Source organism: Kytococcus sp. Marseille-QA3725 (assembly GCF_054950055.1).
The window spans coordinates 406714-427603 of sequence record NZ_JBUCLA010000002.1; the positions used below are offsets into that span (position 1 = coordinate 406714).

A 20890-nucleotide genomic window follows, 5' to 3' on the forward strand; every position below is an offset into this window, starting at 1 on the left:
CTCAGCTCGTCGAGGAGCTGGGGTCGCTCGACGTGCTCGAGGTCGGCTCGGGCTGCGAGTCCGTCGGACTCGGCTCCGGCTCGGAGGTCTCGGACTCGCTCTCCGAACCCGAGGGCTCCGATGCGGACTCGGATTCCGTGGGGCTGTCCGATCCGCTGGTCGTGGTGTCGCTCTCGGAGTCCGATGGTTCGGACTCGGACTCTGAGGTGCTGGGTTCGGTGTCGCTCTCGGACTCCGACGGCTCGCTGGTGGTGGGGTCCGGTTCGGTGGTGGTGGGGTCTGGCTCGGTGGTGGTGGGGTCTGGCTCGGTGGTGGTGGGGTCGTCCCCGGTGTCCGTCGGAAGGTCCTGGTTCGGCGCCTCGCCGGTGTTCTCACCCCCATCGTCCGTTGTCCCGTCGTCCCCGCGAGTCGTCCCCGTGGGCTGCTCGTCGGTGGCGCCACCGTCCTCGTCCTCGGAGCCCGTGCCGTCCTGCGGGACGCCACCGGTGCCCCCGCGGCTCTCGTCGGTCTCCCCCGACGTGGCCTCGGGGGACTCGTTCTCGTTCTCGGAGGACGACCGCGACTTCCCGTCACCGGTGGAGCTGTCCGTGCCGTCCGGGCTCGACTCGGCGGACCCCTCGTCGGACTCCTGCCCGCCGTCACTGCTGGAAGTGGTGTCGGACGACCCGCTCGGGACCGGGGTGTTCTCGGTGGACGCCACGACCAGCGTGATCATGGCGCCACGCTCGACCGAGGTGCCCGGGTCGGGCGTCTGCTCCAGGACCGTCCCCAGCGGTGCGTCGTCGATGCGTCCGCCGATGCGGACCTCGAGACCGGCGTCGTGCAGGATCTCCTCGGCCTCCTGCTGCGACTTGCCGCGGACGTCCGGCAGGGACACCGAGCCACGCTCGCTGCTCCAGTTCTGCACGCCGGCGACGGTTCCGACAGCCGCCCCGGACAGGGCCAGACCGCCCAGCGCCCAGGCCCACCACGGCAGACCGCCTCGTCGGGACCGTCGGCTGAAGGTACCGGTGACCGGCTCGGTGGAGTTCGCCGAGCTCGCTCCACCCGTCTCCTCGGCGGACTCGCCCAGACGCGTCGTCCCGGACACCGTGGTGCCGCCGTCCGCCTGGTCGGTGGACTCCCCGTGGGTGGTCCTCTCCGTCTCGTGGGAGGCCGCAGCGGCCGCCCCGGCACCTGCGACACCTGCCGCGCCGGCGGCGCCCTTCGCCGTCGAACCGGCCACGGCCGTTCCCCGGCTGCGGTCCTCGTCGCCGTCGTCGTCCGCCTGGCGCATCTGCGAGGTGTCGGCCAGGCGGATGACGTCGCTGTGGGCGGGCAGGGAGCCGGTGGTGGATCCCGAGACGTCCGTGGTCGACCCGACCGGCGGCACCGGGGTCGGGTGCGTGGGGGGCTCGTCCACCGCGAAGGCCGGGACGTCGTCACCCGGCTGCCACGGGGCGTGGGGGTCCTTCTGCCGGCTGGGGGTGGAGCCACCGGGGGGCGGTGTGGTCGCTGCTGCGCCCATGGCGACCGTGTCGTCGGTGGCGGTGCGGTCCGCCTGCGCCTGCCCCGTGCCACCGGTGGACCCCGCACCTCCCACGGGGGCCGGGGAACCAGCGGGCTCCTCGTGGTCGACGTGCTCCTCGCCCTCCGTGGGGATGCTGTCGTCCGCCTGGTCGCTGGACTCCGCGGCGGTCGGCCGTCCGGCGGCGGGAGGTGCCTCGTCGAGCGACCGGAAGGCCGGCAGCTCGCGCGTGGCCTCCTGCGGCCGGTCCTCCACGTCCAGTGGCTCGAACCCCCCGCCCGAGGCAGCGGCGGCGCCGGCACCCGCGGCGCCCGCTCCCGCGGCACCGGCACCCCAGGCAGAGGAGGCTCCGTGGCCCGTCGCGCTGCCCGTCACCGAGGTGGAGGGTCGTGGCCCGGAGGAACGGCGGGTGATCTCCCGGAGCGAGGCCTCCGCGTCCAGCGCCGTGGCGGGGCGGTCGGCAGGGTCCTTGGCCAGCATCGAGGCGACGAGATCGTCGAGCTCCGCCGGCATCCCCTCCACCCGGGAGGACACCCGAGGAGGTGCGACCTGCAGGTGCTGCGTGACCAGTGCGGCGGGGTCCCCGGTGAAGGGGGTGCTCCCGGTCAGCATCTCGAAGAGGACGCAGCCCACGGCGTACACGTCCGCGGAGGGCTCGGCGGGCCGACCGCTCGTGAGCTCGGGTGCCATGTACTTGGCGGTCCCCAGCACGTGGTCCGGCTGCGTGAGCGTGACCGTCATGTCCGCCAGGGCGCGGGCGATGCCGAAGTCCATGATCTTCACCGCACCCTCGTCGGTGATCATCACGTTCCCGGGCTTGATGTCGTTGTGCACCACCCCCTGCTCGTGGCTGTAGGCCAGCGCGTCGAGGACGTCCGCGGCGACGGCGACGGCCCGAGCGGGCGGCAGGGGACCCTCGGTGTCCAGCACGGTCCGCAGCGTGCTGCCGTCCACCTTCTCCATCACGATGAAGGGACGAGGGAGTCCTCCCCGGGTGTCCGGCTGGTGCTCACCCACGTCGAAGACGGAGACGATGCCCGGGTGGTTGAGCCGGGCGGCCGCCAGGGCCTCGGACTCGAAGCGGCGGACGAAGGACGGGTCGCGGGCCAGGTCATCGCGCAGGATCTTCACCGCCACGCGGCGGCCGAGCCGTGAGTCGGTGGCGGCCACCACGTCCGCCATCCCCCCGCGACCGATGGTCTCCTCGACGTCGTAGCGGTCCGACAGCCGTCGTGCGTCCATGGGTGTCCTTCCTAGGCCAGGTCGTACGCCGTGACGTCCGGCAACGTGGACGACGGCTCGGTCGTGGAGGGGCTCGCGTCCGTGCTCGACCCGAACGACGAGCTGGACTCGGTGGTCGCGGAGGTGCTGCTGCTCTCCTCAGGGGGCGTGCTGCTACCCGACGAGCTCGTCGGGTACGGCGGCGCGGTGGTCTTGTCCGGGGGCCTGGTGGTCTCCGGAGGGGTCGTGGGCTCCGTCGTGCCGGTCGTCTCCGAGGGCTCGGTCGTGTCCGACGGGGTGGAGGGCTCCGGGTCGGTGGTGGGCTCCGTCGAGGTGGTCGTCTCCGAGGGCTCGGTCGTGTCCGACGGGGTGGAGGGCTCCGGGTCGGTGGTGGGCTCCGTGGTGGGCTCACCCGTCTCGGTGGGCTGGGTCGTCGAGGGTTCGACGGTCTCCGTGGTGGTCGGGTCCTCCGTGGTGGGCTCACCCGTCTCGGTGGGCTGGGTCGTCGAGGGTTCGACGGTCTCCGTGGTGGTCGGTTCTTCCGTGGTGGTGGGCTCCCCCGTGGTCGACGGATCCGGGGGCACGACGGTGTGGTCGTCGGTCACCGTGGTGGTCGACGTCTCCGTCGGCGCGTCGCTGCTCGAGGGGGACTCCTGGGAGGTCGTGCTGCTCGTCGGGCCACCGGTCTCGGTCGGGCCGGTGTCCGGGTCACCGCCGCCGAGGAGCGTGTTCCCCAGACCGACCAGCAGACCGATGAGCAGGAGGGCCGCGAGCAGCCAGAGCCACGGAAGACCCCGGCGACGGCGGCGCGGCGGGCCCGCCCGCCGGGCCCCGGTGCCCTTGGGCACGTCCAGGTTGGTCATCACCGGGTGGCCCTGGGTGGTGGCGATGCTCCGCCGACGCACCGGCTGGGTCACCCCCTGGGTCGCCCCGGGGGCGTCCGGGGTCGACCGGTCCGCCGGCGTCGGGCCCACCACGGTCGGCGGGGAGGCCGCCATCGCGTCCGGGTTGGTGAGCATGGAGACGACCTCCCGCGCGGCCTGCGGGCGGTCGACGGGGTCCTTGGCCATGAGGCGCAGCACCACGGCGGCCAGCGGCGCGGGGGTGCTCTCCGGCAGCGGCGGGACGGCCTCGTTCACGTGGGCCATCGCGGTGGCCACCACCGACTCGCGCTCGTACGGGCGCTCGCCGGTGAGCATCTCGTGGGCGACCACGCCGAGGCTGTACAGGTCGGAGGCCGGGGTGGCGCCGCGTCCCATCAGCTGCTCGGGGGCGAGGTACTGGGCGGTGCCCATGACCTCGCCGGTCCGGGTGAGGCCGGCGGAGTCGACCGCGCGGGCGATGCCGAAGTCGGTCAGCTTCGCCACGCCCGACGGGGTGACGATGATGTTGGCGGGCTTGACGTCGCGGTGCACCACGCCAGCCGCGTGCGCGGCCCCGAGAGCACGGGCGGCCTGGGTCATGAGGTCGGCGACCTCGTCGGGCGGCAGGGCCCCGCGGTCGCGGATCATCTGGGCCACCGTCAGGCCCGGCACGTACTCCATGACGAGCCAGGCGCCGTCGTCGTCCTCGCCGAAGTCGTGGACGGCCGCGATGTTGTGGTGGTGCAGCTGTGCGCTGTGCCGTGCCTCGGAGCGGAAGCGCTCGTCGAAGCCCTCGGTGTCCTTCAGCCCCTTGGTCAGGATCTTGACCGCCACCGGGCGCTGGAGCACCTCGTCGTCGGCCTGCCACACCTCGCCCATGCCACCGGTGGCGATGTGCTCGGTGAGGCGGTACCGGCCGGCGACGACGTCACCGACTCCGTGTCGTCCCCTCATCGGGTGAGCACCTCCTCCATGATCGAACGGGCAATGGGCGCGGCGACGGAGCCACCGGTGCCAGTCTCTCCCGAGGCCGACCGGCCGACGTCCTCGACCACGACGGCCACGGCGACCTCGGGGTCGTCGGCAGGGGCGAACCCGATGAACCAGGCGTGCACCCGACCGTCGGGGTCGTCGAATTCGGCGGTACCGGTCTTGCCGGCCACCTGCACCCCCTCGATGGCGGCAGCCCGACCGGTACCGGAGTCCACGACCGACACCATCATGTCCCGCAGCTGGCCGGCCGTCTCCTCGGACACGGCACGGGGCAGCTCGTCACCCTTCGGGGTGTCGATGACATCGAGGTCGTCGTCGAGGATCTGCTTGACGAGGTGCGGCTCCTGTGCCTGGCCGCCGTTGGCGATGGCGGCGCTGATCATCGCGACCTGCAGGGGGGTCGTGCGGACGTCGTGCTGGCCCAGTGCCGTCAGGGCGGTCTCCGGCTCGTTGGGGTCCTTCGGGAAGGTGCTCGGGGTGGCAAGCATGGGAACCGTCATCTCCTCCCCGAAGCCGAAGGCCTCGGACTGGGAGCGCAGGGCATCGTCGCCGAGCTCCACGCCCAGCTGGGCGAACGCCGTGTTGCACGAGACCCGGAGGGCGTCGGTGAGGCTCTGCTCGTCCGTGCCGTCGTCGGTGCACTCCTTGCCGCCGAAGTTCCGCAGGTCCGTCTGGGTCCCCGGCAGGGTCCACGAGCCGGGGGCGGGGATCCGGTCGTCGGGCTCGGCCCGGTCCTCCTCGAGGGCCGCCGCCGCGGTGACCAGCTTGAAGACCGACCCCGGGGGGTAGGTGCGCGAGAGGGTGCGGTTCATCAGCGGGCGCTGCGGGTCGTCGTTGAGCTGCCGCCACGAGCTCTCCACCGCGCCCAGGTCCTGCTGGGAGAGCTGCGAGGGGTCGAAGGAGGGCGCCGAGACCATGGCCAGGATCTCCCCGCTCCTGGGGTCGAGGGCCACCGCGGCCCCTCGCCGGCCGTCCAGGGCGCGGGTGGCCGCCGCCTGGGCCCGCGCGTCGATGGTGGTCTCGACGCTCGCGCCGGCGGGCTGCCGTCCCGAGAGCAGGTCGGGCAGCCGGCGGTAGAAGAGGGAGTCGTCGCGACCGGACAGGAGGGACCCGGAGGACCGTTCGAGGCCTCCGCCGCTGCCGTAGATCATGGAGAACCAGCCGGTGACGTGGGCGTACTCCCGCCCTTCGGGGTAGGTGCGCCGCCACGGGACCTTGCCGTCGGCGGGCACGCTGGTCGCCACGGCCTCGCCGTCGACCAGGATCTGGCCGCGCTCCCGGCTGAACTCGTTGAGCATGGTGCGCCGGTTGCCCGGCATCTCGCGCAGGTCGTCGGCGTCCACCACCTGCGTCCAGCTCGCGGCGACCAGCAGGGCGCCGAAGAGCAGCGCCACCAGCCAGGCGAGTCGTCGGATGGGCGGGTTCACGCGGCCACCTCCCGGCTGCTGCGCTGGAGGGCGGCGGCACGGGCGGCCGGGCTGTCGTCCTCCAGCGGCTCGGGGTCGTCCAGCGGGATGGGCGACCGGGCGTCGTGCGACAGCCGGAGCAGCAGCGCGACGATGGTCCAGTTGGCCAGCAGCGAGGAGCCACCGGCCGAGAGGAAGGGGGTGGTGAGGCCGGTCAGCGGGATGACCCGCGTGACACCGCCCACCACGACGAAGACCTGCAGGGCCACGGTGAAGGCGAGCCCGGCGGCCAGCAGGGTGCCGAAGCCGTCGCGGGAGCCGAGGGCGATGCGCAGACCGCGCTGGACGAGGATGCCGTAGAGCACCAGCATCGCCATGAACCCGACCAGGCCCAGCTCCTCGCCGAACGCGGTCATGATGAAGTCGCTCTCGACGAAGTAGGTCAGGTCCGGGTGCCCCTTCCCGAGCCCGGTGCCGAGGATGCCGCCGTTGGCCATGCCCATCAGCCCCAGCGGCACCTGGTCGCTGATGGCCAGGGCCTCCTGGCTGAACGGGTCCAGCCACATGGTCACGCGCTGCTGCACGTGCCCGAAGAGCCGCCACGCGGTGACCGCGCCGACGGCGAACATGGTGAGCCCGAGGATGATCCAGGAGAGCCGCTCGGTGGCCACGTAGAGCATGGCCACGAAGAGGCCGAAGAAGAGAAGCGAGGAGCCGAGGTCCTTCTCGAAGACGAGGATCAGGATGCTCAGGATCCACACCAGCAGGATCGGGCCGAGGTCCCGCACGCGGGGGAAGCGCAGTCCGAGCAGCTTGGGACCGGTCAGCGACAGCGCGTCGCGGGCGGCCACCAGGTAGCCGGCGAAGAAGACGGTGAGCAGGATCTTTGCGATCTCACCCGGCTGGAAGCTGAAGGGGCCCAGCCGGATCCAGATGCGGGAGCCGTAGTTGGCCACGCCCAGCCCGGGCACCAGCGGGCTCAGCAGGAGCATGAAGCCCAGTGCCGCGCAGGTCCAGGTCACCCGGCGGAGCCAGCGGTGGTCGCGCAGGCACACCAGCACGACCATCGCCACCGCGACGGCGAGTGCGGTCCACATGAGCTGGCGGCCGGCGATCCCGGCCGCCAGACCGCGGTCCTCGGCGATGTCGAGGCGGTGCAGCATCACCAGTCCGAGGCCGTTGAGCAGGGTCGCCACGGGCAGGATCACGGGATCGGCGTAGCGGGCGCGCCACCAGAGCACGACGTGGAAGAGCAGGGCGATGACGCCCATCCCCCCGGCCAGGGTCACGATGTTCGTCGGCACGGTCTGCGAGGTGCCGAGACCCACCTGCAGGTACGCCAGGGCCGTCACCCCGATGGCGAAGGCCAGGAGCAGGAACTCCATCCACCGACCGCTGCGGGGGGCCAGCCAGCTCTCCTGCACGCGCGCGGTGGCGGGCCCGTCACGGCGCGCCCGTCCGGGGCTCACGAGGAGGCCCCCCCGTCCGAGGACGGGCTCCCCGAGGTCGCGGAGCCCGAGGAGCGGCCGTCACCGGACCGGGCCGGCTTCCTCGACGACGTGTCCTTCCCGGACGAGCTGCTCGGGGACGACGACTTGGTGTTCCCCGACGAGCTGCTCGGGGCCGACGAGCTGCTCCGGTCGGAGGAGCCGGTGCTGCTGGAGGAGTCGTCCTCACCCCGGTCGGTCCCCTGCTCGCTGTGCTGACGCAGGTCCTCGACCGTCCGACGGGCGTCGTCCAGCCCGTCGGCGGGGATCGCGTCCCGGACGCTGTCGGCGTAGAAGGACGGCAGGTCGTCCACGGCCAGGTGGGTGTCCTCCTCCAGGGCGGAGAAGTCCTGTCCGGCGAGCTCGGCGTCGAAACCGCGCCGGATCTGCACCTGACCCTCGCGCTCGCCGACGAAGTAGTTGTGGTCAGCCCACCACCACAGCCCACCGGCCAGGAGGGCGAGGGTGGCGAGGCCGCCGACGAGCCAGGCCCCGAGCCGGCCGCCACCGACCCGTCGCGGCTGCCCGGCGGTGTCCACCGGTCGGCCCGTCTCCTCCTGGACCTCGATGAGACCGCCGGGTGCGACGGCGGGCTGGTCGACGTACTCGAAACGGGTGCTGCCGGCGACGCCCTCCCGGCTGATGGTCCGCGGAGTGAACGCCCGCTCACCGATCACCAGGTGCTGTCCGTTGAGCGTCACCGAGCCGTCGGGCGCCACCGGCACGGTCTGGGTCGGCGCGTCCGGGGTCTCGGGCTCGCGGAAGGCGGTGTGGACCTGCCGGTCCTCGGGCCCCTCGTACTCGTGACCGGGCTGGAGGCGGGCGGCTGCCCCCACCATCTGCGGGGTGGAGGGGCGCACCGAGCCGGGCTGCACGACGTCGGCCACGACCACGGTCACGTTGTCGCGGGTCCCGGCCCGCCGGGCCACGTCGAGCAGACGCTGCACGGCGTCCTCGGGGTCCGGCGTCTCCCGCAGGATCTCGGCGATCGTGTCGTCGCGGACGTAGTCGCTCAGCCCGTCGGAGCACAGCAGGAAGCGGTCGCCACGCACCAGCGGCATGACGCCGTGGTCCGGCTCGTCGTCGGGGCGCCCCGAGAGCACCCGGGTGATGAGGGAGCGCTGCGGGTGGCCCCAGGCCTCCTCCTCGGTCAGGTGCCCCTCGTCGATGAGGAGCTGCAGGAACGAGTGGTCGTGGGTGATCTGCGACAGCTCGCCGTCCTGCAGGCGGTAGGCGCGGGAGTCCCCGATGTGCGCGATCGCGAGCGAGTTCGAGCTGCGCACCATCGCGATGCAGGTGGTGCCCATGCCGCGGGTCTCGGGGTGCTCCTCCTCGAACACCCGCAGCTTCTCGTTCGCCGCCGCGACCTCGCGCAGCAGGATCTCGCCCGCGTCGGAGGCGCGGTACACGTCGTTGTCGAGGACGGCGAGGTGGTGGACGGCGATGGCGGAGGCCGTGTCCCCGCCGGCGTGCCCGCCCATGCCGTCGCACAGCAGCAGCAGGTTGGGACCCGCGAACGCGGAGTCCTCGTTGCGCGTCTTGGAGCCCAGCCCCAGGTCCGAGCGGGCGGCGAAGTGGAGGTCGAACACGGTCAGGTCCTCGCTTCCAGCACGGTCCGCCCGATGCGGATGCGGCTGCCGACCACCAGGGGCACGACCTCACGCAGCCGGTCATCGTCCAGCCAGGTGCCGTTGGTGGAGTCCAGGTCCTCGATCACCCACCCGTGGGCGTCGGGACTGATCCGGGCGTGGGAGCCGGAGATGCTGTCGTCGTCGATCGACAGGCTCGCCTCCGGGTTGCGCCCGATGACGACGGGGGCGTTCTTCAGCCCCAGGCTCGCACCCCGCATCGGGCCCTCCACGACCACCAGCCGACGGGGCTCGCGGGGGGCGTTCTGCCGGCCCGGGCGCTGCGGGGAGGGCTCGTCCGGCATCGGGGTGCGATGGGTGGCGCGGCGGCTGCTGCGGGTGACGACGCGGGCGCCGTACAGATCGCTGTGGAGCACCTTCACGACCGCCAGGATGAACAGCCAGAGCACTGCGAGGAGGACCAGTCGCAGGACCGCGACGGTCAGCTCGCTCATTGCGCCCGTCCGAGGCGCACCGTCACCGTGGTGCGCCCCATGACGAAGGCGTCCCCGTCCGCCAGGCGGGCGTTGCGGACCTGCTCGCCACCCACGAAGGTGCCGTTGGTCGAGCCGAGGTCCCGCAGGGACACTCGCAGGCCACCGCCGGAGCCCTCGGTGCGCAGCTCCAGGTGACGGCGGGAGACGCCGGGGTCGTCGATCGGCAGGTCGCAGGCCGCGTCGCGTCCCAGCACCGTGGTCTCACCGGTCAGCGGGTACCGGGCACCGTCGAGCTCCAGCCACGGACGCTCCACGGCACGGGTGGAGCGCGTGGGCGACCCCACGGGGGCGGCCTCGGTGCGCTGCTCGGGCCCGGCCGGGGCGAGCGCGTCCTGCTGGTCCTGCGCCGCGCGACGGTCGTCCGCAGCGCGGCGGATCTCCTCGCGCTGCTGCTCGACCACTGCCTCGTGCTCGCGGTCCCGACGCTCCTCGGCCATGCGACGCTCCTGCGCCACGGCGTCGTCGTCAGGGGCCGGGGACAGGGGCTCCGCGGCGGGGCCACCGGCCTGCGCCTGCTGGTCGCGACGGGCCTCGCGCTCGCGCTCCTTGGCGCGGCGGCGCTCCTCCCGGCGGCTCTGCGGCTCCTCCTGGGGGGTTCCCGCCACGGCCGCGGCGATGGCCTCCTCGTCCACCTCGCCCAGGTACTCGGCGTCCGCCGGGATCCGGTGGCCGCTCGTGTGGCGGTCGATGACGTCGTCGAAGCGCTCGTGGCTGGCGCCCCAGGCGTCGATGTCACCGCGCTCGTCGAGGGTGGCGGGGTTGCGGACCGTCGCGTGGTGGAGCTTGTAGATGCCGGTCTGCAGCTCCGGGTCGGCGACGAGCTCGATCTGCAGCGGACCGCCGGGGGTGTAGCGCTGCTCGGTGACGTACTCCTGCGCGTCGGCGATCAGGGCGTCGGTGATCGTCTCGTCGTAGGCGATGAGCCGGTCGAAGTCGTCGTCCGAGAGCTCGATCGTGAAGACGTTGGGCACGATGGTGCGGTGCCGGTTCACCACGGCGGCACGGGAGTCCATGGCCTTGCGGACGGCGGCGCCGATCTCCACGGGCTGGAGCTCCTCGCGCTTGAACAGGCGGGCGAAGGGCGCCGTGAACATGCGCTCCGTCCCTGACTCGAAGCGATCCAGCAAGCCCATGTGTGCCTCCCTGCGGCAGTTCTGCTGCGGTGTGCGCGTCACGTGGTGGGTTCCACGGCAGGCCGACCCGCGACCGACCTGCAGCGATGGTACTTGGCGACGGCGGAATCGGGGCAGGACCGCGGGTGGACGGCGATCGCCAGCTCACCCCGCCCCGACGGCGGAGGGGCCTGCAGCCCGCGGGCTGGCGTCCGTGTCCTGCGGCTGCTATTGTTCACCGTCGTTCGATCGATTGAGCGTTCCACTAGGTGGAGCGGTCGTCGAGAGGGCACTGCGCGCGAGTGGCGGAATAGGCAGACGCGCACGGTTCAGGTCCGTGTGCCCGAGAGGGCGTGGGGGTTCAACTCCCCCCTCGCGCACCGCAGAGAATCCCCACCGGGTCCCGACCCGGTGGGGATTCTTCATGTCCGCGGCCCGGATGACCCGCGGTGGGTCAGGGCCCGGTCCAGCAGGCAGAAGGAAGCGGCCACGGCGACTCCGAGGACGAGCAGTCCGCCGACGTTCAGCAGCACCTGCACGAGACCGAGCCGGACGACGTCCACGAAGGTGTACGGGTCCTGGTCGATCACGGCCCCGCGCACCAGCGTGAACGCCACCCACAGGAGCGGGAGCACCAGCGCGAGCGGTACCAGGCGCAGGTCGAGCCACCCGCGGGGACCGACGAGCAGCCAGACGCTGCCGGCGGTCTGGGTGGGGTGTCCGTCCGCGGGGGCGGGAGACGGTCCCGGTCGTGAAACCGCTGTGAAAGCCGGGTGAATCGTCGTTGAACGATGTCCCGGGCGCGGAGGAGGGCCGGTGCCGTCGCGGGATCCCCCTCCAAGACCCCGGGGCGGCACCGGCCCTCCTGCCGGGCCGAGGGCCCGGTCGTGGTGGGACCGCTCGGACCCACCACGCGTGAGTATTGATGGCCTTCCCGGGGCGGGGCATCCTCCCCCGGGTCGATCTGTGGAGGGTGTGAGGGGCATCCGGGTCCGGCTGCGGGACCGTGGAGGGTCAGCCCTCCAGCGCACCCTCGGCGTGCTCGGACTGGGCCCGGACGACTTCGGCGACGGTGTCGGTGGAGAGGGAGTCGTCCTGGGTCATCATGAGCACCACGGACCCGGTCTCCTCGTCGACCGGCTTCAGGCTCATGGCCACCTGGAGGGTCTGCTGGCCGTCGGTGAGCTCCACGAGGAAGCCGTCGTCACCGGGGAGCGCGCTGATCTCGCCCCGGGCGTTGGGCCCCTCGAGGGTCGAGCAGTCCTTCGCGACGGCGGACACGTCGTCGGCCGCCTCGTCGACGTCCGGCATGGCGATGACGCCGGTCTGCACCTCGGCCCCCGACTCCAGCGTGGTGACGGTGAAGTGGCTGGCCCCGGGCTTGCGCTCGCCGGAATTCAGCTGGTCGATCGCCGTCTTGCACGCACCGGAGGGGGTCACCCCGGTGAGGTCGAGGTGGAGCGGCGAACCCTGGTCCGCGGGGATCGCCTTCGAGGAGCCCTCGCCCGAGCCCTTCGGCACGTCGGCGGCCGGCAGCGCCATCTTCTCCAGCCGGGCGGCAGTCTCGTCCGCGGGTGAGCCGGAGGCCCCGTCGGAGGCGGGCCCGGAGGCGCTCGTGTCCACGCTGCCGGAGTCCCCCGGGTCCTCGGAGGTGGAGGAGCTGCTCGCGCTGTCGGACGAGGACTCCTCCTCGTCACCGCCTCCGCACGCGGTGAGGCCGAGGACGGCGGTCGCCAGCAGGGCGAGGGCGGGGCGGGTGAGGGAGCGGGTCGCCATGGTGCCTCCTGAAGGGTGGTCCTCCGAACCTAGCCGACGTGGTGCGCGCGCGAGGCGAGAAGCTCCATCTGGGTGCGGACCCGCGAGTAGGCGTCGCGGCTGATGGACTGCCACAGCCGCAGCGCCACACCGGGCTGCTCGGTCTCCAGCCGGTCCAGCACGTCCGGGGTCAGCAGCCAGGTGTGCAGCTCCTCCCGGGCGGTGACCGTGGCGGCGTGGCGCCCCTCGCCGAGGAGACCGAACTCGCCGAAGCTGTGGCCGGGGCCCAGGACCGCCAGCCGCCGGAGCTCGCCCCCGGCGTCGGTGGTCGGGTCCGCGACGTCGGCGTCGTCGCTGCTGGCCCCGGGCTCGCCGGAGGTGGTCTCGATCGTCCCGCTGGTGATGAGGTGGATGCCGACGAAGCGAGCCCCCTCGCGGATGACCACCTCACCGGCCGCGTACTGCCGCGGCTCCATGAGCGGCTGCAGGGCTCGCACGTCCTCGGCCTCCAGGCTGGCCAGGATGCCCGTGTCCTCGACCTCGACGACGTCACTCGCAGCAGTCGAGCCGCCGTGGCGGTCCAGCAGCAGGTTCTCCACGCGTTCGACGGCCACCCGGCGACGAGCGACCACCTGCATCGACTCGTCGGGCTCGAAGCGCTCGCGGTCGTCGACGAGCACCACGAGGTACCCGCGCTCGTGCAGCTGTCGGGTGATGCGCGCGAGGCCCTCGCGGGCGAACCGCGGGACCATGGTGACCCGGCGGACGTCGAGCACGACCGCCTCCACGTCCGGCAGGTCGCTCAGCTCGCGCATGACGGCCTCGGCCGCCCCGAAGGTCATGGCCCCCTGCACCTCGATGACGTGTCCGCGGTTGCCGTACCGGGCCAGCACCTCCTCGGCGACCGGCGGGCGGCGCACCCCGCTGGGCACCGCGGTGACCGGATAGATGACGCGGACCGCGGAGTGCGTGATGCGGGCCCCGTGCATGAGGTTCAGCTCGAGGGAGCGGGAGAGCTCCTCGAAGGCCAGGACGCCGCGCTCGGAGTTGCCGTGGCGGTCCAGCAGCGGGGAGTAGACGGCGAACCCGGCCTGGCCCGGGACCACGGCGAGGATGCCGCCGCCCACACCGGACTTGGCCGGCAGGCCGACGCGCACCATCCACTCGCCGGCGTCGTCGTACATGCCGCAGGTGCTCATGACGCCCAGCACGCGCTCCACCACGCGCTCGTCGAGGAGGCGCTCGCCGGTGGCGGGGTGAATGCCGCCGGTGGCCAGGAGGGCGGCCAGCATCGAGAGGTCGCGGGTGGTGACCTGCACCGAGCAGGCGGCGAAGTAGTCGTCGGCGATCGCCTCGGGCGGGTCGGAGAACACGTCGAAGCTGCGCATCAGGTGGGCCAGGGCGAGGTTGCGGTCGCCGTCCTCGCGCTCGATGGCGAGGACCTCCTCGTCGATGGTGAGCTGGCGGCCCACCATCCGGGAGAAGCCGGCGACGAGGCGGTCCCGGCGGGTGTCCCCGGTCGGGACCGAGCTCTCGTCGTTCGGGTTGCTCGAGGACCCGGCCACCAGCGAGGTGGCGGCGATGGCGCCGGCGTTGATCAGGGCGTTCGAGGGGCGGCCGGTGCCCTCCTGCAGCGAGATCTCGTTGAACGCCTCGCCGGAGGGCTCGACGTCGATCACCGAGTCCACCGCCTCGAAGCCCGAGTCGGTGAGGGCCAGGGCGTAGGTGAACGCCTTGGAGATGGACTGGATCGCGAACGGCCGGTCGGCCTCTCCGTGGGAGTAGGTGTGCCCGTCCACGGTGGTGACGGCCAGGCCGAAGTCGTCGGTGTCCACCCCGTCGACCTTCGTGAGGTAGGCGGCGAGCTCGCCCCCGTCGTAGTCACGGAAGCGTTCGTGCACCTCGGCGAGCAGTTCGTTCAGCGGGTTCGTGGGGACGTCCTGGGGCATGCGGTGAGTGTCGCAGGTGCCGTGCGACACCATGACCCCCATGGATGCCGTGCAGCACGTCGATGCCGTGACCCGCCGCGTGGAGCAGCTGGGGGCCGGGTGGCTCCTCTCCTTGGGCCGGGTGCTGCCGGGCCGGCCCCGGGAGCTGTGGCGCAGCTGGGCCACCCCGCAGGACGTGCGGGCCTGGTGGCCGCTGGCCGAGGCGCCCGCCCGCTGGGAGCCGGGGGCGGAGTTCACCGACGGGTCCGGCACGGTCCACGTGGTGGAGCGCTGCGAGGAGCCGGAGCTCCTGCGGCTGGTCCTGCGACGTGACGGCGTGGAGTCCTTCGTCGCGGTGGACCTCGCGGTCGACGGCGGGCAGACCGTGCTGACGGTGCAGCACGCCCTGCCCGACGGGGACCCCGCGGGGCTCGGGACCCTCGGGGTGGGGTGGGACCGGGTTCTCTGGGGGCTGGCCGGGCAGGTCGAGCGCACCCGCGGCGAGGACGAGGGCCTGCCACCGCGGGAGGACGAGGCGGAGCGGGCCGCGGCCGAGCTGTGGGAGGTCGCGTTCGTCCAGGCCGGGCTCGGGGGCCGCTGACCGGGGGTGCCAGTCAGGCCAGCCCCAGGGTCACGGCCTCCTCCTGCAGCTCCGCGCGCACCCGGGGGTGGGCCGCGTTCTCGATGATGGCGGTGGCCTGCTCGCGCTCGGAGAGACCCCACAGGCGGGCGACGCCCTGTTCGGTGACGACAGCCGTCTGCTGGAAGCTGGTCACCGGCTCCTCGAGCAGCGGGACCACCGAGGAGACGTCGGCCTTCGGGTGCCAGGAGCGCAGGCCGATGAGGCTCTGGCCACCCCGCGAGTGCAGCGCGCCGACGATGAAGTCGGTCTGCCCGCCGAAGCCGGAGTGGATGCGGGCGTCCAGCCGGGAGGCGTTGGCCTGGCCGAACAGGTCGACCTGCAGGGCCGAGTTGATCGAGGTCATCGCCGGCTGCTGGGAGATGAGGCCGGGGTCGTTTGTCTTCTCCGTGCGGAGCATCCGCACCTGGCGGTTGCCGTCCACCCAGTCGTAGAGCTCGCGGGAGCCGAAGCAGAACGAGGAGATGATCGGCGCCGAGTCGTCCAGTGCGCCACGGCGGTGCAGCTCGAGCACCCCGTCGCTGAACATCTCGGTCCAGACTCGCAGGCCCCGGCGGTCGTCCAGGTTGGCCAGCACGGAGTCGGGGATGGCACCGATGCCGGTCTGCAGGCTCGCCCCGTCGCCGATCATGGCGGCCATGCGGCCACCGATGGTGCGTCCGGCCTCGTCGATGGGGGAGTCGGTGGTGTGCTCGGCCATGGGCGCGTCGATCTCGATCGAGAGGTCGATCTGCTCAACCGGGATCTGGGCGTCGCCGTAGGTGTACGGCATCTGCGGGTTCAGCACGGCGACCACCAGACCGCCCCGGGCCCGGCAGGCCTCGACGGCGGCGGGCAGGATGTTGGTCTCCAGTCCGAGGCTGACCGCGCCGTCGCGCGGGGGTGCGCAGTGCAGCACCACGACGTCCGGCGGCAGGGTGCGCTGGAAGAGCAGGGGGACCAGGGACAGCCGGCTGGGCACGTAGCGCAGGCGGGGGTGACGACGCTGTCCGGGGCCGACGAAGCAGGTCTCCACGGTGACGCCCTCGCGGTCGGGCAGTCCCGGGGCTGCGTTGAGGGTGTGGAGGACGTACTCCGGGCACACCCGGTCGACCAGCTCCACGGCCTCCCAGGGGATGCACATGTTGCCGCTGACGACGACGCGCGGGGTGCCCGGCAGCGCCGCCAGGCGGGACTCGAGTGCCTCGGTGCTCACTGCCTGCATGGACGTCATCGTGCCCCACGAGGTGGTCTCTTCGCAGCGGCGCCCGCCGGTGGGCTCAGGCCTCCCGCTCGTTGTGGCGCCCCGCGGCGCTGCGGCCCAGCGAGGTGAGCGCGTCCCGGAGGCGACTGGGGTGGCGACGCTCGACCTCCCGGCCCTCGATCGTCTCCGAGGGGCCGCCCCGGGGCAGGACGGCACCCACCAGACCCAGTACGCGGGTGGTCAGCTCCGGGACCAGGCCGTGGACGCGCAGCCCGAGCTGGGTCACTGGGTTGAAGGTGACGTGGGTGTGCCCGCTGAGGACGCCGTGGACGATGCGCTCCGCCGCCCGCTCGGCATCGGTGCTGAGCAGCGGCAGCGAGGCCGAAGGGGCGAACCAGGCGTACTCGGCGGCGTGGTTTCCCGTGAAACGTGCGCGCTCGTGGGAGCCCGTGCGCATCAGCCCCGGGAGCACGGTGGTGGCGGTGACGCCGGTGCCCCCGAGCTCGGCGCTCAGACCCTCGCTGAACCCGGTGACGCCGAACTTGGCGGTGGAGTATGGCCACAGGTGCGGGACGGCGATCTTGCCGCCGATCGAGGAGACGGTGCCGATGCGGCCGCGCCCCCGGGAGCGCATGCGCTCCAGCACCGGCAGGGTGACGTTGATCGGCCCGTGCAGCATCGTGCCCAGTGCCTCGTCGAAGTGCTCGTGGGTCATGGCGGGGGCCGGACCCACCTGGATGATGCCGGCCACCGTGAGCAGCACGTCGATCGGGGCCAGGTCGCGCTCGATGTGCTCGACCAGCTCGGCGACGGCGGCCCGGTCGGTGATGTCGCAGGGGGCGAGGTCGATGGTGGCCTCGGGGTGCTCGGCGAGCAGCTGCCGGCGTGCGGCCTCCAGCGACTCGGTACCGCGAGAGCTCAGGACGACGCGGTGACCGTGTTGGAGGAGCTGCTCGGCGCACAGCAGGCCGAGTCCGCGGGAGGCCCCCATCACCAGGGCGAGGGGCTGGGAGGACGGGGCGGCCGGGGTGGTGTCCATGTCTCTACGGTAGGGGCGCGGGGCGTCCCCGCGCTGTGGTCGGACGGGTCGGGTGCGTGGCAGCATTGCCCCATGCGCCTGTGGAGCTTGCACCCCGACCAGCTGGACCGGGCTGCGCTCGTGGCCGGCTGGCGGGAGGGGCTCCTCGCCCAGAAGGTGCTGCGCGGCCTGACCCGGGGGTATCGGAACCACCCTCAGCTGGAGCGCTTCCGGGAGGCCGACGACCCGGTGGTGGCGGTGGGCACCTGGCTCCACGGCCTGGCCGACGCGGCCGATGCCCGGGGCTACCGGTTCGACCGCACCCGCGTCGTCGTGGCGCCCGACCCGGCCCTCCGCATCCCGGTCACCGACGGTCAGCTGGCCCTGGAGTGGGAGCACCTGCGGGCCAAGTGCGAGCAGCGCTCCCCGCAGTGGTGGGAGCAGGTGGGCGCGGACGGGCCCCGGCCCCATCCGCTGTTCGCGGTGGAACCGGGGCCCGTCGCGTCGTGGGAGCGGGCCGGCTGACCCGCGGCCCCGTCACTCGGTCTCGGAGGCCTGCAGGCTCTCCTCCGGTGCGTTGCCGGCGCGGTCGCTGGCCGCGGGCTCGGCGTCGTCGTGCCGGGCGAGCCACGCCTCGGGGTTCTTGTCCCGGGGCGTGATGCCGTCGGCGGTCTTCAGCGCCTCGTAGCGCAGGAAGTCCACCGCGATGTCGTGGCGCAGCTGCAGCGAGGCCTGCTGGCGGAAGTCGAGCAGGTCCTGCCGCTCCTCCTCGCCCATGTGGGTGGAGTTCGCGACGTTGGCGTCCACCACGGCCTTCCACCACGCCTCGGTGCCGACCTCCTCGGCGTCGGCCCGGCGCACGGCCTCGCGGATGCTGTTGTGGTCCTCCAGCGCGTCCTCGATCTCGTGCTCGGCGTCCGGGGCGTCGGCGCCGCCGGTGCCCAGCGTGAGCAGGTGCGGGTAGAAGTACCGCTCCTCGGCCTCGGCGTGGGTCTCCAGCAGGATCGCCAGGCGGCGCCACATCGCGCCCAGCCCTTCGATGTCCTTCGGGTCCCACTCCTCCAGCTGGGAGAACTGGGTGCGCTGCTCGTCGTGCTGACGCTGGATGATCTGGCAGATGTCCATGGGCTCTCCTCGTGAGTGGGTCAGGGCTGCTGGAGGAGCGCGTTGATCTCCTCCAGCCCGAAGTAGTCGGCGATGACGTAGGCGTTCTTCGGGCCGTGGTTGGGGTCGGCGCCCGCGCCTAGCAGGGTACGGACGAGGTCCTTGCGCTGCCGGAAGACCGCCGCGGCCACCGGTGTCTGGCCGGCGTCGTTGACCCGGTCGGTCTCGGCTCCCCGGGCCAGCAGCAGGTCCACCGCCTCGGTGTGCCCGTGGTAGGTCGCCAGCATCAGCAGGGTGTCGCCGCGCCCGTTGGTGAGGTTCGGTGGCACCCCGGCGTCCAGCTTCTCGCGCAGGGCCCCGACGTCGCCGGTGCGGGCGTGGTCGAAGGTCTCCTCGAGCCAGGCCCGCTCGGCCGGGTTGAGCGACGGGACCGCGCTGGTCGGCGCGGCCCCGGGCTCGTGCTGGTCGGTGCTCAGGCCAGGTCCTTCTCGGGGGCCTTCGCCAGCCGGTCCCACACCCGGTGCCGGCCCAGCAGGTCGGCGGCCGCGCTCACGGCCTCGGCCGGGGTGCTCGCCTGCACGACGCCCGCGTCGACCTCGGGGACGGTGCGGGCGACGAAGTCGCCGCCACCACCCCAGCCGCCGACGGCCTTGCCGTGGTGCCAGGCCTGGTCCACCAGACCGGCCATCGCCTTCGGGAGGTCGTCGGCGTGGTCGCCCACCAGGATCGCGTCGAACTCGATGCTCGCCGCGGTGAGCGGGGTGCGGGCGACCTCGAGCTCCTCGCGGCCCTCCAGGAGGCCGCCCTTGGGGGCCACCAGCATCGGCACCATCCCCGCCTCCGTGACGGCGTGCTTCGCCGCGGCCACGGCGTCCAGGTCGCACTCGGCGCAGACGAACAGGCCCACCGTGCGGTTGTCCACGGGCCAGCTGCCACCCACCTGGGAGAGGGCCGGGCTCGGGGCCAGGTCCTCCACCTGCACGTCGGTGGCGGGCTGCGGCGTCCCACGGCCCAGGTTCTCGGCCACCGCGGCGCCGAGGTCGGTGTCGATGGTGGCCAGGTGGCCCAGCTGGCGGTCCACCACGTGGGTGGCGGTGCACTTGCCGAGCTCGAAGGTGTAGGCGTCCACCACGTGGGCCTGCTCCACGGCGCTCAGGGAGCGGTAGAACATGCGCGGCTGGGAGAAGTGGTCCTCGAAGCTCGCGGCGACCGCGCGCTCCTTGACGCCCTCGACCGGCTGCGGCACCTCGATGAGCACGCCGTCGACGTCGGAGACGGTGCGGTCCTCACCGGGCGAGTTCGCCTGCCCCGGGTGCCACGGCACCTCCGAGGGGTCCACCAGGCCCTGCGGGCTGTAGGTCACCTTGCCGTCGAAGACCGCCTGCTGGTGCATGCCGTCGCGCTGGTGGGTGTTCACCTGCGCGTTGCGGGCTCGGTTGATCGGCAGCTGGTGGAAGTTCGGGCCACCCAGGCGGGAGAGCTGGGTGTCCAGGTAGCTGAACAGGCGCCCCTGCAGCAGCGGGTCGTCGGTCAGGTCGATGCCGGGCACCAGGTGGCTCGGGCAGAAGGCCACCTGCTCGGTCTCGGCGAAGAAGTTGTCCACCGTGCGGTCCAGCGTCATGGTGCCGATGACCTGCACCGGGGCCAGCTCCTCGGGCACGAGCTTGGTGGGGTCCAGCAGGTCGATGCCCTCGAAGGTCTGGTCCGGGGTGTCGGGGAACACCTGGATGCCCAGGTCCCACTCCGGCGGGGTGCCGTCGTCGATCGCGGTGGTGAGGTCCCGGCGGTGGAAGTCCGCGTCGGCGCCCATGATGCTCTGCGCCTCGGGCCACAGGGTGGAGTGCACGCCGGCGCGCGGCTTCCAGTGGAACTTCACCAGGGTGGTCTCCCCGGCGTCGTTGACCAGGCGGAAGGTGTGGACGCCGAAGCCCTCCATGGTGCGCAGCGAGCGCGGCAGGCCACGGTCGGACATGTTCCACAGGGTGAGGTGCTGGGCCTCGGTGTGCTGGGAGACGAAGTCCCAGAAGGTGTCGTGCGCCGAGGCGGCCTGCGGGAACTCGGTGTCCGGCTCCGGCTTGGCCGAGTGCACGACGTCGGGGAACTTGATGGCGTCCTGGATGAAGAACACCGGCATGTTGTTGCCGACCAGGTCGTAGTTGCCCTGCTCGGTGTAGAACTTCACCGCGAAGCCGCGGGTGTCGCGCGGGGTGTCGGCGCTGCCGCGGAAGCCCAGCACGGTGGAGAAGCGGGTGAAGACGGGGGTCTCCACGCCGGCCTGCAGGAAGGCGGCGCTGGTGAGCTTGGCGGCCTTGCCGTTCGACCGGAACGTGCCGTGGGCTCCGGTGCCGCGGGCGTGCACCGCGCGCTCCGGGATCCGCTCGTGGTCGAAGGCGGTGATCTTCTCCCGGAAGTGCTGGTCCTGGATGAGCGCCGGCCCTCGGCGACCGGCCTTCAGGTGGTGGTCGGTGTCGGGCACCCGCACCCCGTGGGCGTTCGTGAGGTGCTCTCCCGACTGGAATTCCCGGCGACTGGTCTCCATGTCGACCAG

17 protein-coding genes and 1 tRNA gene are annotated in these 20890 nt (G+C 72.8%); 3 read left to right on the forward strand and 15 right to left on the reverse strand.

The genetic code is table 11. The annotated features are described in order from the left end of the window. Nucleotide 1 precedes the first annotated feature (1 nt). The 7 genes from ACY8FT_RS10030 to ACY8FT_RS10060 form a co-directional block, all read right to left on the reverse strand. Nucleotides 2-2749, reverse strand: coding sequence for a protein kinase domain-containing protein (locus ACY8FT_RS10030; RefSeq protein ID WP_462418753.1), 2748 nt, complete (start codon nucleotides 2747-2749; stop codon nucleotides 2-4). Between the two features lie 11 nt (nucleotides 2750-2760). Beyond that, nucleotides 2761-4545, reverse strand: coding sequence for a serine/threonine-protein kinase (locus ACY8FT_RS10035; RefSeq protein ID WP_462418754.1), 1785 nt, complete (start codon nucleotides 4543-4545; stop codon nucleotides 2761-2763). Then, complete coding sequence (locus tag ACY8FT_RS10040; protein ID WP_462418755.1) at nucleotides 4542-6011, reverse strand: peptidoglycan D,D-transpeptidase FtsI family protein; 1470 nt, start codon at nucleotides 6009-6011, stop codon at nucleotides 4542-4544. Before ACY8FT_RS10040 ends, ACY8FT_RS10035 begins: the two co-directional genes overlap by 4 nt. Then, complete coding sequence (locus tag ACY8FT_RS10045) at nucleotides 6008-7375, reverse strand: FtsW/RodA/SpoVE family cell cycle protein (protein WP_462419095.1); 1368 nt, start codon at nucleotides 7373-7375, stop codon at nucleotides 6008-6010. The genes ACY8FT_RS10040 and ACY8FT_RS10045 overlap by 4 nt, the downstream gene beginning before the upstream one ends. Nucleotides 7376-7455: 80 nt before the next feature. Continuing rightward, nucleotides 7456-9066: a PP2C family protein-serine/threonine phosphatase gene (locus ACY8FT_RS10050; RefSeq protein ID WP_462418756.1), complete on the reverse strand. Its 1611-nt coding sequence runs from the start codon at nucleotides 9064-9066 to the stop codon at nucleotides 7456-7458. Nucleotides 9067-9068: 2 nt separating this feature from the next. After that, nucleotides 9069-9560: an FHA domain-containing protein FhaB/FipA gene (locus ACY8FT_RS10055; protein ID WP_462418757.1), complete on the reverse strand. Its 492-nt coding sequence runs from the start codon at nucleotides 9558-9560 to the stop codon at nucleotides 9069-9071. Continuing rightward, entirely contained in the window at nucleotides 9557-10735 is a 1179-nt protein-coding gene (locus ACY8FT_RS10060) for an FhaA domain-containing protein (protein WP_462418758.1), read from the reverse strand. The genes ACY8FT_RS10055 and ACY8FT_RS10060 overlap by 4 nt, the downstream gene beginning before the upstream one ends. 275 nt (nucleotides 10736-11010) lie before the next feature. Here ACY8FT_RS10060 and ACY8FT_RS10065 point away from each other — a divergent pair. Continuing rightward, a tRNA-Leu gene (locus tag ACY8FT_RS10065) sits at nucleotides 11011-11094 on the forward strand. A gap of 42 nt (nucleotides 11095-11136) precedes the next feature. Here ACY8FT_RS10065 and ACY8FT_RS10070 read toward each other — a convergent pair. From ACY8FT_RS10070 to glsA, 3 genes are read right to left on the reverse strand one after another with little or no spacing between them, the layout of a single operon-like run. After that, complete coding sequence (locus tag ACY8FT_RS10070; RefSeq protein ID WP_462418759.1) at nucleotides 11137-11700, reverse strand: Pr6Pr family membrane protein; 564 nt, start codon at nucleotides 11698-11700, stop codon at nucleotides 11137-11139. 28 nt (nucleotides 11701-11728) lie between these two features. Continuing rightward, nucleotides 11729-12490, reverse strand: a complete 762-nt coding sequence (locus tag ACY8FT_RS10075; RefSeq protein ID WP_462418760.1) for a hypothetical protein — start codon at nucleotides 12488-12490, stop codon at nucleotides 11729-11731. A 29-nt stretch (nucleotides 12491-12519) separates the two neighbouring features. Further along, nucleotides 12520-14418 carry a glutaminase A gene (gene glsA, locus ACY8FT_RS10080; protein WP_462418761.1) on the reverse strand — a complete coding sequence of 633 codons (1899 nt, stop codon included), beginning with the start codon at nucleotides 14416-14418 and terminating at the stop codon, nucleotides 12520-12522. Between the two features lie 40 nt (nucleotides 14419-14458). Between glsA and ACY8FT_RS10085 the strand changes: the two genes are divergently transcribed. Next, the gene (locus ACY8FT_RS10085; protein WP_462418762.1) at nucleotides 14459-14998 is read left to right on the forward strand and encodes an SRPBCC domain-containing protein; all 540 of its coding nucleotides are present in this window, start codon (nucleotides 14459-14461) and stop codon (nucleotides 14996-14998) included. Between the two features lie 13 nt (nucleotides 14999-15011). On the opposite strand, the gene ACY8FT_RS10090 is transcribed toward ACY8FT_RS10085, so the two are convergent. After that, nucleotides 15012-16241, reverse strand: a complete 1230-nt coding sequence (locus ACY8FT_RS10090; RefSeq protein WP_462418763.1) for an acetyl-CoA hydrolase/transferase family protein — start codon at nucleotides 16239-16241, stop codon at nucleotides 15012-15014. 55 nt (nucleotides 16242-16296) lie between these two features. Beyond that, entirely contained in the window at nucleotides 16297-17259 is a 963-nt protein-coding gene (locus ACY8FT_RS10095) for an SDR family NAD(P)-dependent oxidoreductase (RefSeq protein ID WP_462418764.1), read from the reverse strand. Between the two features lie 72 nt (nucleotides 17260-17331). On the opposite strand from ACY8FT_RS10095, the gene ACY8FT_RS10100 reads away from it, so the two are divergent. Continuing rightward, complete coding sequence (locus tag ACY8FT_RS10100; RefSeq protein ID WP_462418765.1) at nucleotides 17332-17763, forward strand: pyrimidine dimer DNA glycosylase/endonuclease V; 432 nt, start codon at nucleotides 17332-17334, stop codon at nucleotides 17761-17763. Nucleotides 17764-17775: 12 nt separating this feature from the next. Here the strand turns inward: ACY8FT_RS10100 and ACY8FT_RS10105 are convergent, their stop codons facing one another. The 3 genes from ACY8FT_RS10105 to ACY8FT_RS10115 are packed head-to-tail and all read right to left on the reverse strand — an operon-like array spanning nucleotide 17776 to nucleotide 20881. After that, entirely contained in the window at nucleotides 17776-18363 is a 588-nt protein-coding gene (locus ACY8FT_RS10105; protein ID WP_462418766.1) for a hemerythrin domain-containing protein, read from the reverse strand. 20 nt (nucleotides 18364-18383) lie between these two features. Further along, complete coding sequence (locus tag ACY8FT_RS10110) at nucleotides 18384-18857, reverse strand: ankyrin repeat domain-containing protein (RefSeq protein ID WP_462418767.1); 474 nt, start codon at nucleotides 18855-18857, stop codon at nucleotides 18384-18386. After that, on the reverse strand, nucleotides 18815-20881 hold the full coding sequence (locus ACY8FT_RS10115; protein ID WP_462418768.1) for a catalase: 2067 nt from the start codon (nucleotides 20879-20881) through the stop codon (nucleotides 18815-18817). The genes ACY8FT_RS10110 and ACY8FT_RS10115 overlap by 43 nt, the downstream gene beginning before the upstream one ends. Nucleotides 20882-20890: the final 9 nt, after the last annotated feature.

Coding starts and splice junctions, on each gene's coding strand:
- ACY8FT_RS10105 (WP_462418766.1), bottom strand. CDS start 18,363: ATGGACATCTGCCAGATCATCCAGCGTCAGCACGACGAGCAGCGCACC.
- ACY8FT_RS10075 (WP_462418760.1), bottom strand. CDS start 12,490: ATGGCGACCCGCTCCCTCACCCGCCCCGCCCTCGCCCTGCTGGCGACC.
- ACY8FT_RS10055 (WP_462418757.1), bottom strand. CDS start 9,560: ATGAGCGAGCTGACCGTCGCGGTCCTGCGACTGGTCCTCCTCGCAGTG.
- ACY8FT_RS10115 (WP_462418768.1), bottom strand. CDS start 20,881: ATGGAGACCAGTCGCCGGGAATTCCAGTCGGGAGAGCACCTCACGAAC.
- ACY8FT_RS10060 (WP_462418758.1), bottom strand. CDS start 10,735: ATGGGCTTGCTGGATCGCTTCGAGTCAGGGACGGAGCGCATGTTCACG.
- ACY8FT_RS10035 (WP_462418754.1), bottom strand. CDS start 4,545: ATGAGGGGACGACACGGAGTCGGTGACGTCGTCGCCGGCCGGTACCGC.
- ACY8FT_RS10090 (WP_462418763.1), bottom strand. CDS start 16,241: ATGCAGGCAGTGAGCACCGAGGCACTCGAGTCCCGCCTGGCGGCGCTG.
- ACY8FT_RS10085 (WP_462418762.1), top strand. CDS start 14,459: ATGGATGCCGTGCAGCACGTCGATGCCGTGACCCGCCGCGTGGAGCAG.
- ACY8FT_RS10070 (WP_462418759.1), bottom strand. CDS start 11,700: ATGCCCCTCACACCCTCCACAGATCGACCCGGGGGAGGATGCCCCGCC.
- ACY8FT_RS10030 (WP_462418753.1), bottom strand. CDS start 2,749: ATGGACGCACGACGGCTGTCGGACCGCTACGACGTCGAGGAGACCATC.
- ACY8FT_RS10095 (WP_462418764.1), bottom strand. CDS start 17,259: ATGGACACCACCCCGGCCGCCCCGTCCTCCCAGCCCCTCGCCCTGGTG.
- glsA (WP_462418761.1), bottom strand. CDS start 14,418: ATGCCCCAGGACGTCCCCACGAACCCGCTGAACGAACTGCTCGCCGAG.
- ACY8FT_RS10045 (WP_462419095.1), bottom strand. CDS start 7,375: ATGGAGTTCCTGCTCCTGGCCTTCGCCATCGGGGTGACGGCCCTGGCG.
- ACY8FT_RS10100 (WP_462418765.1), top strand. CDS start 17,332: ATGCGCCTGTGGAGCTTGCACCCCGACCAGCTGGACCGGGCTGCGCTC.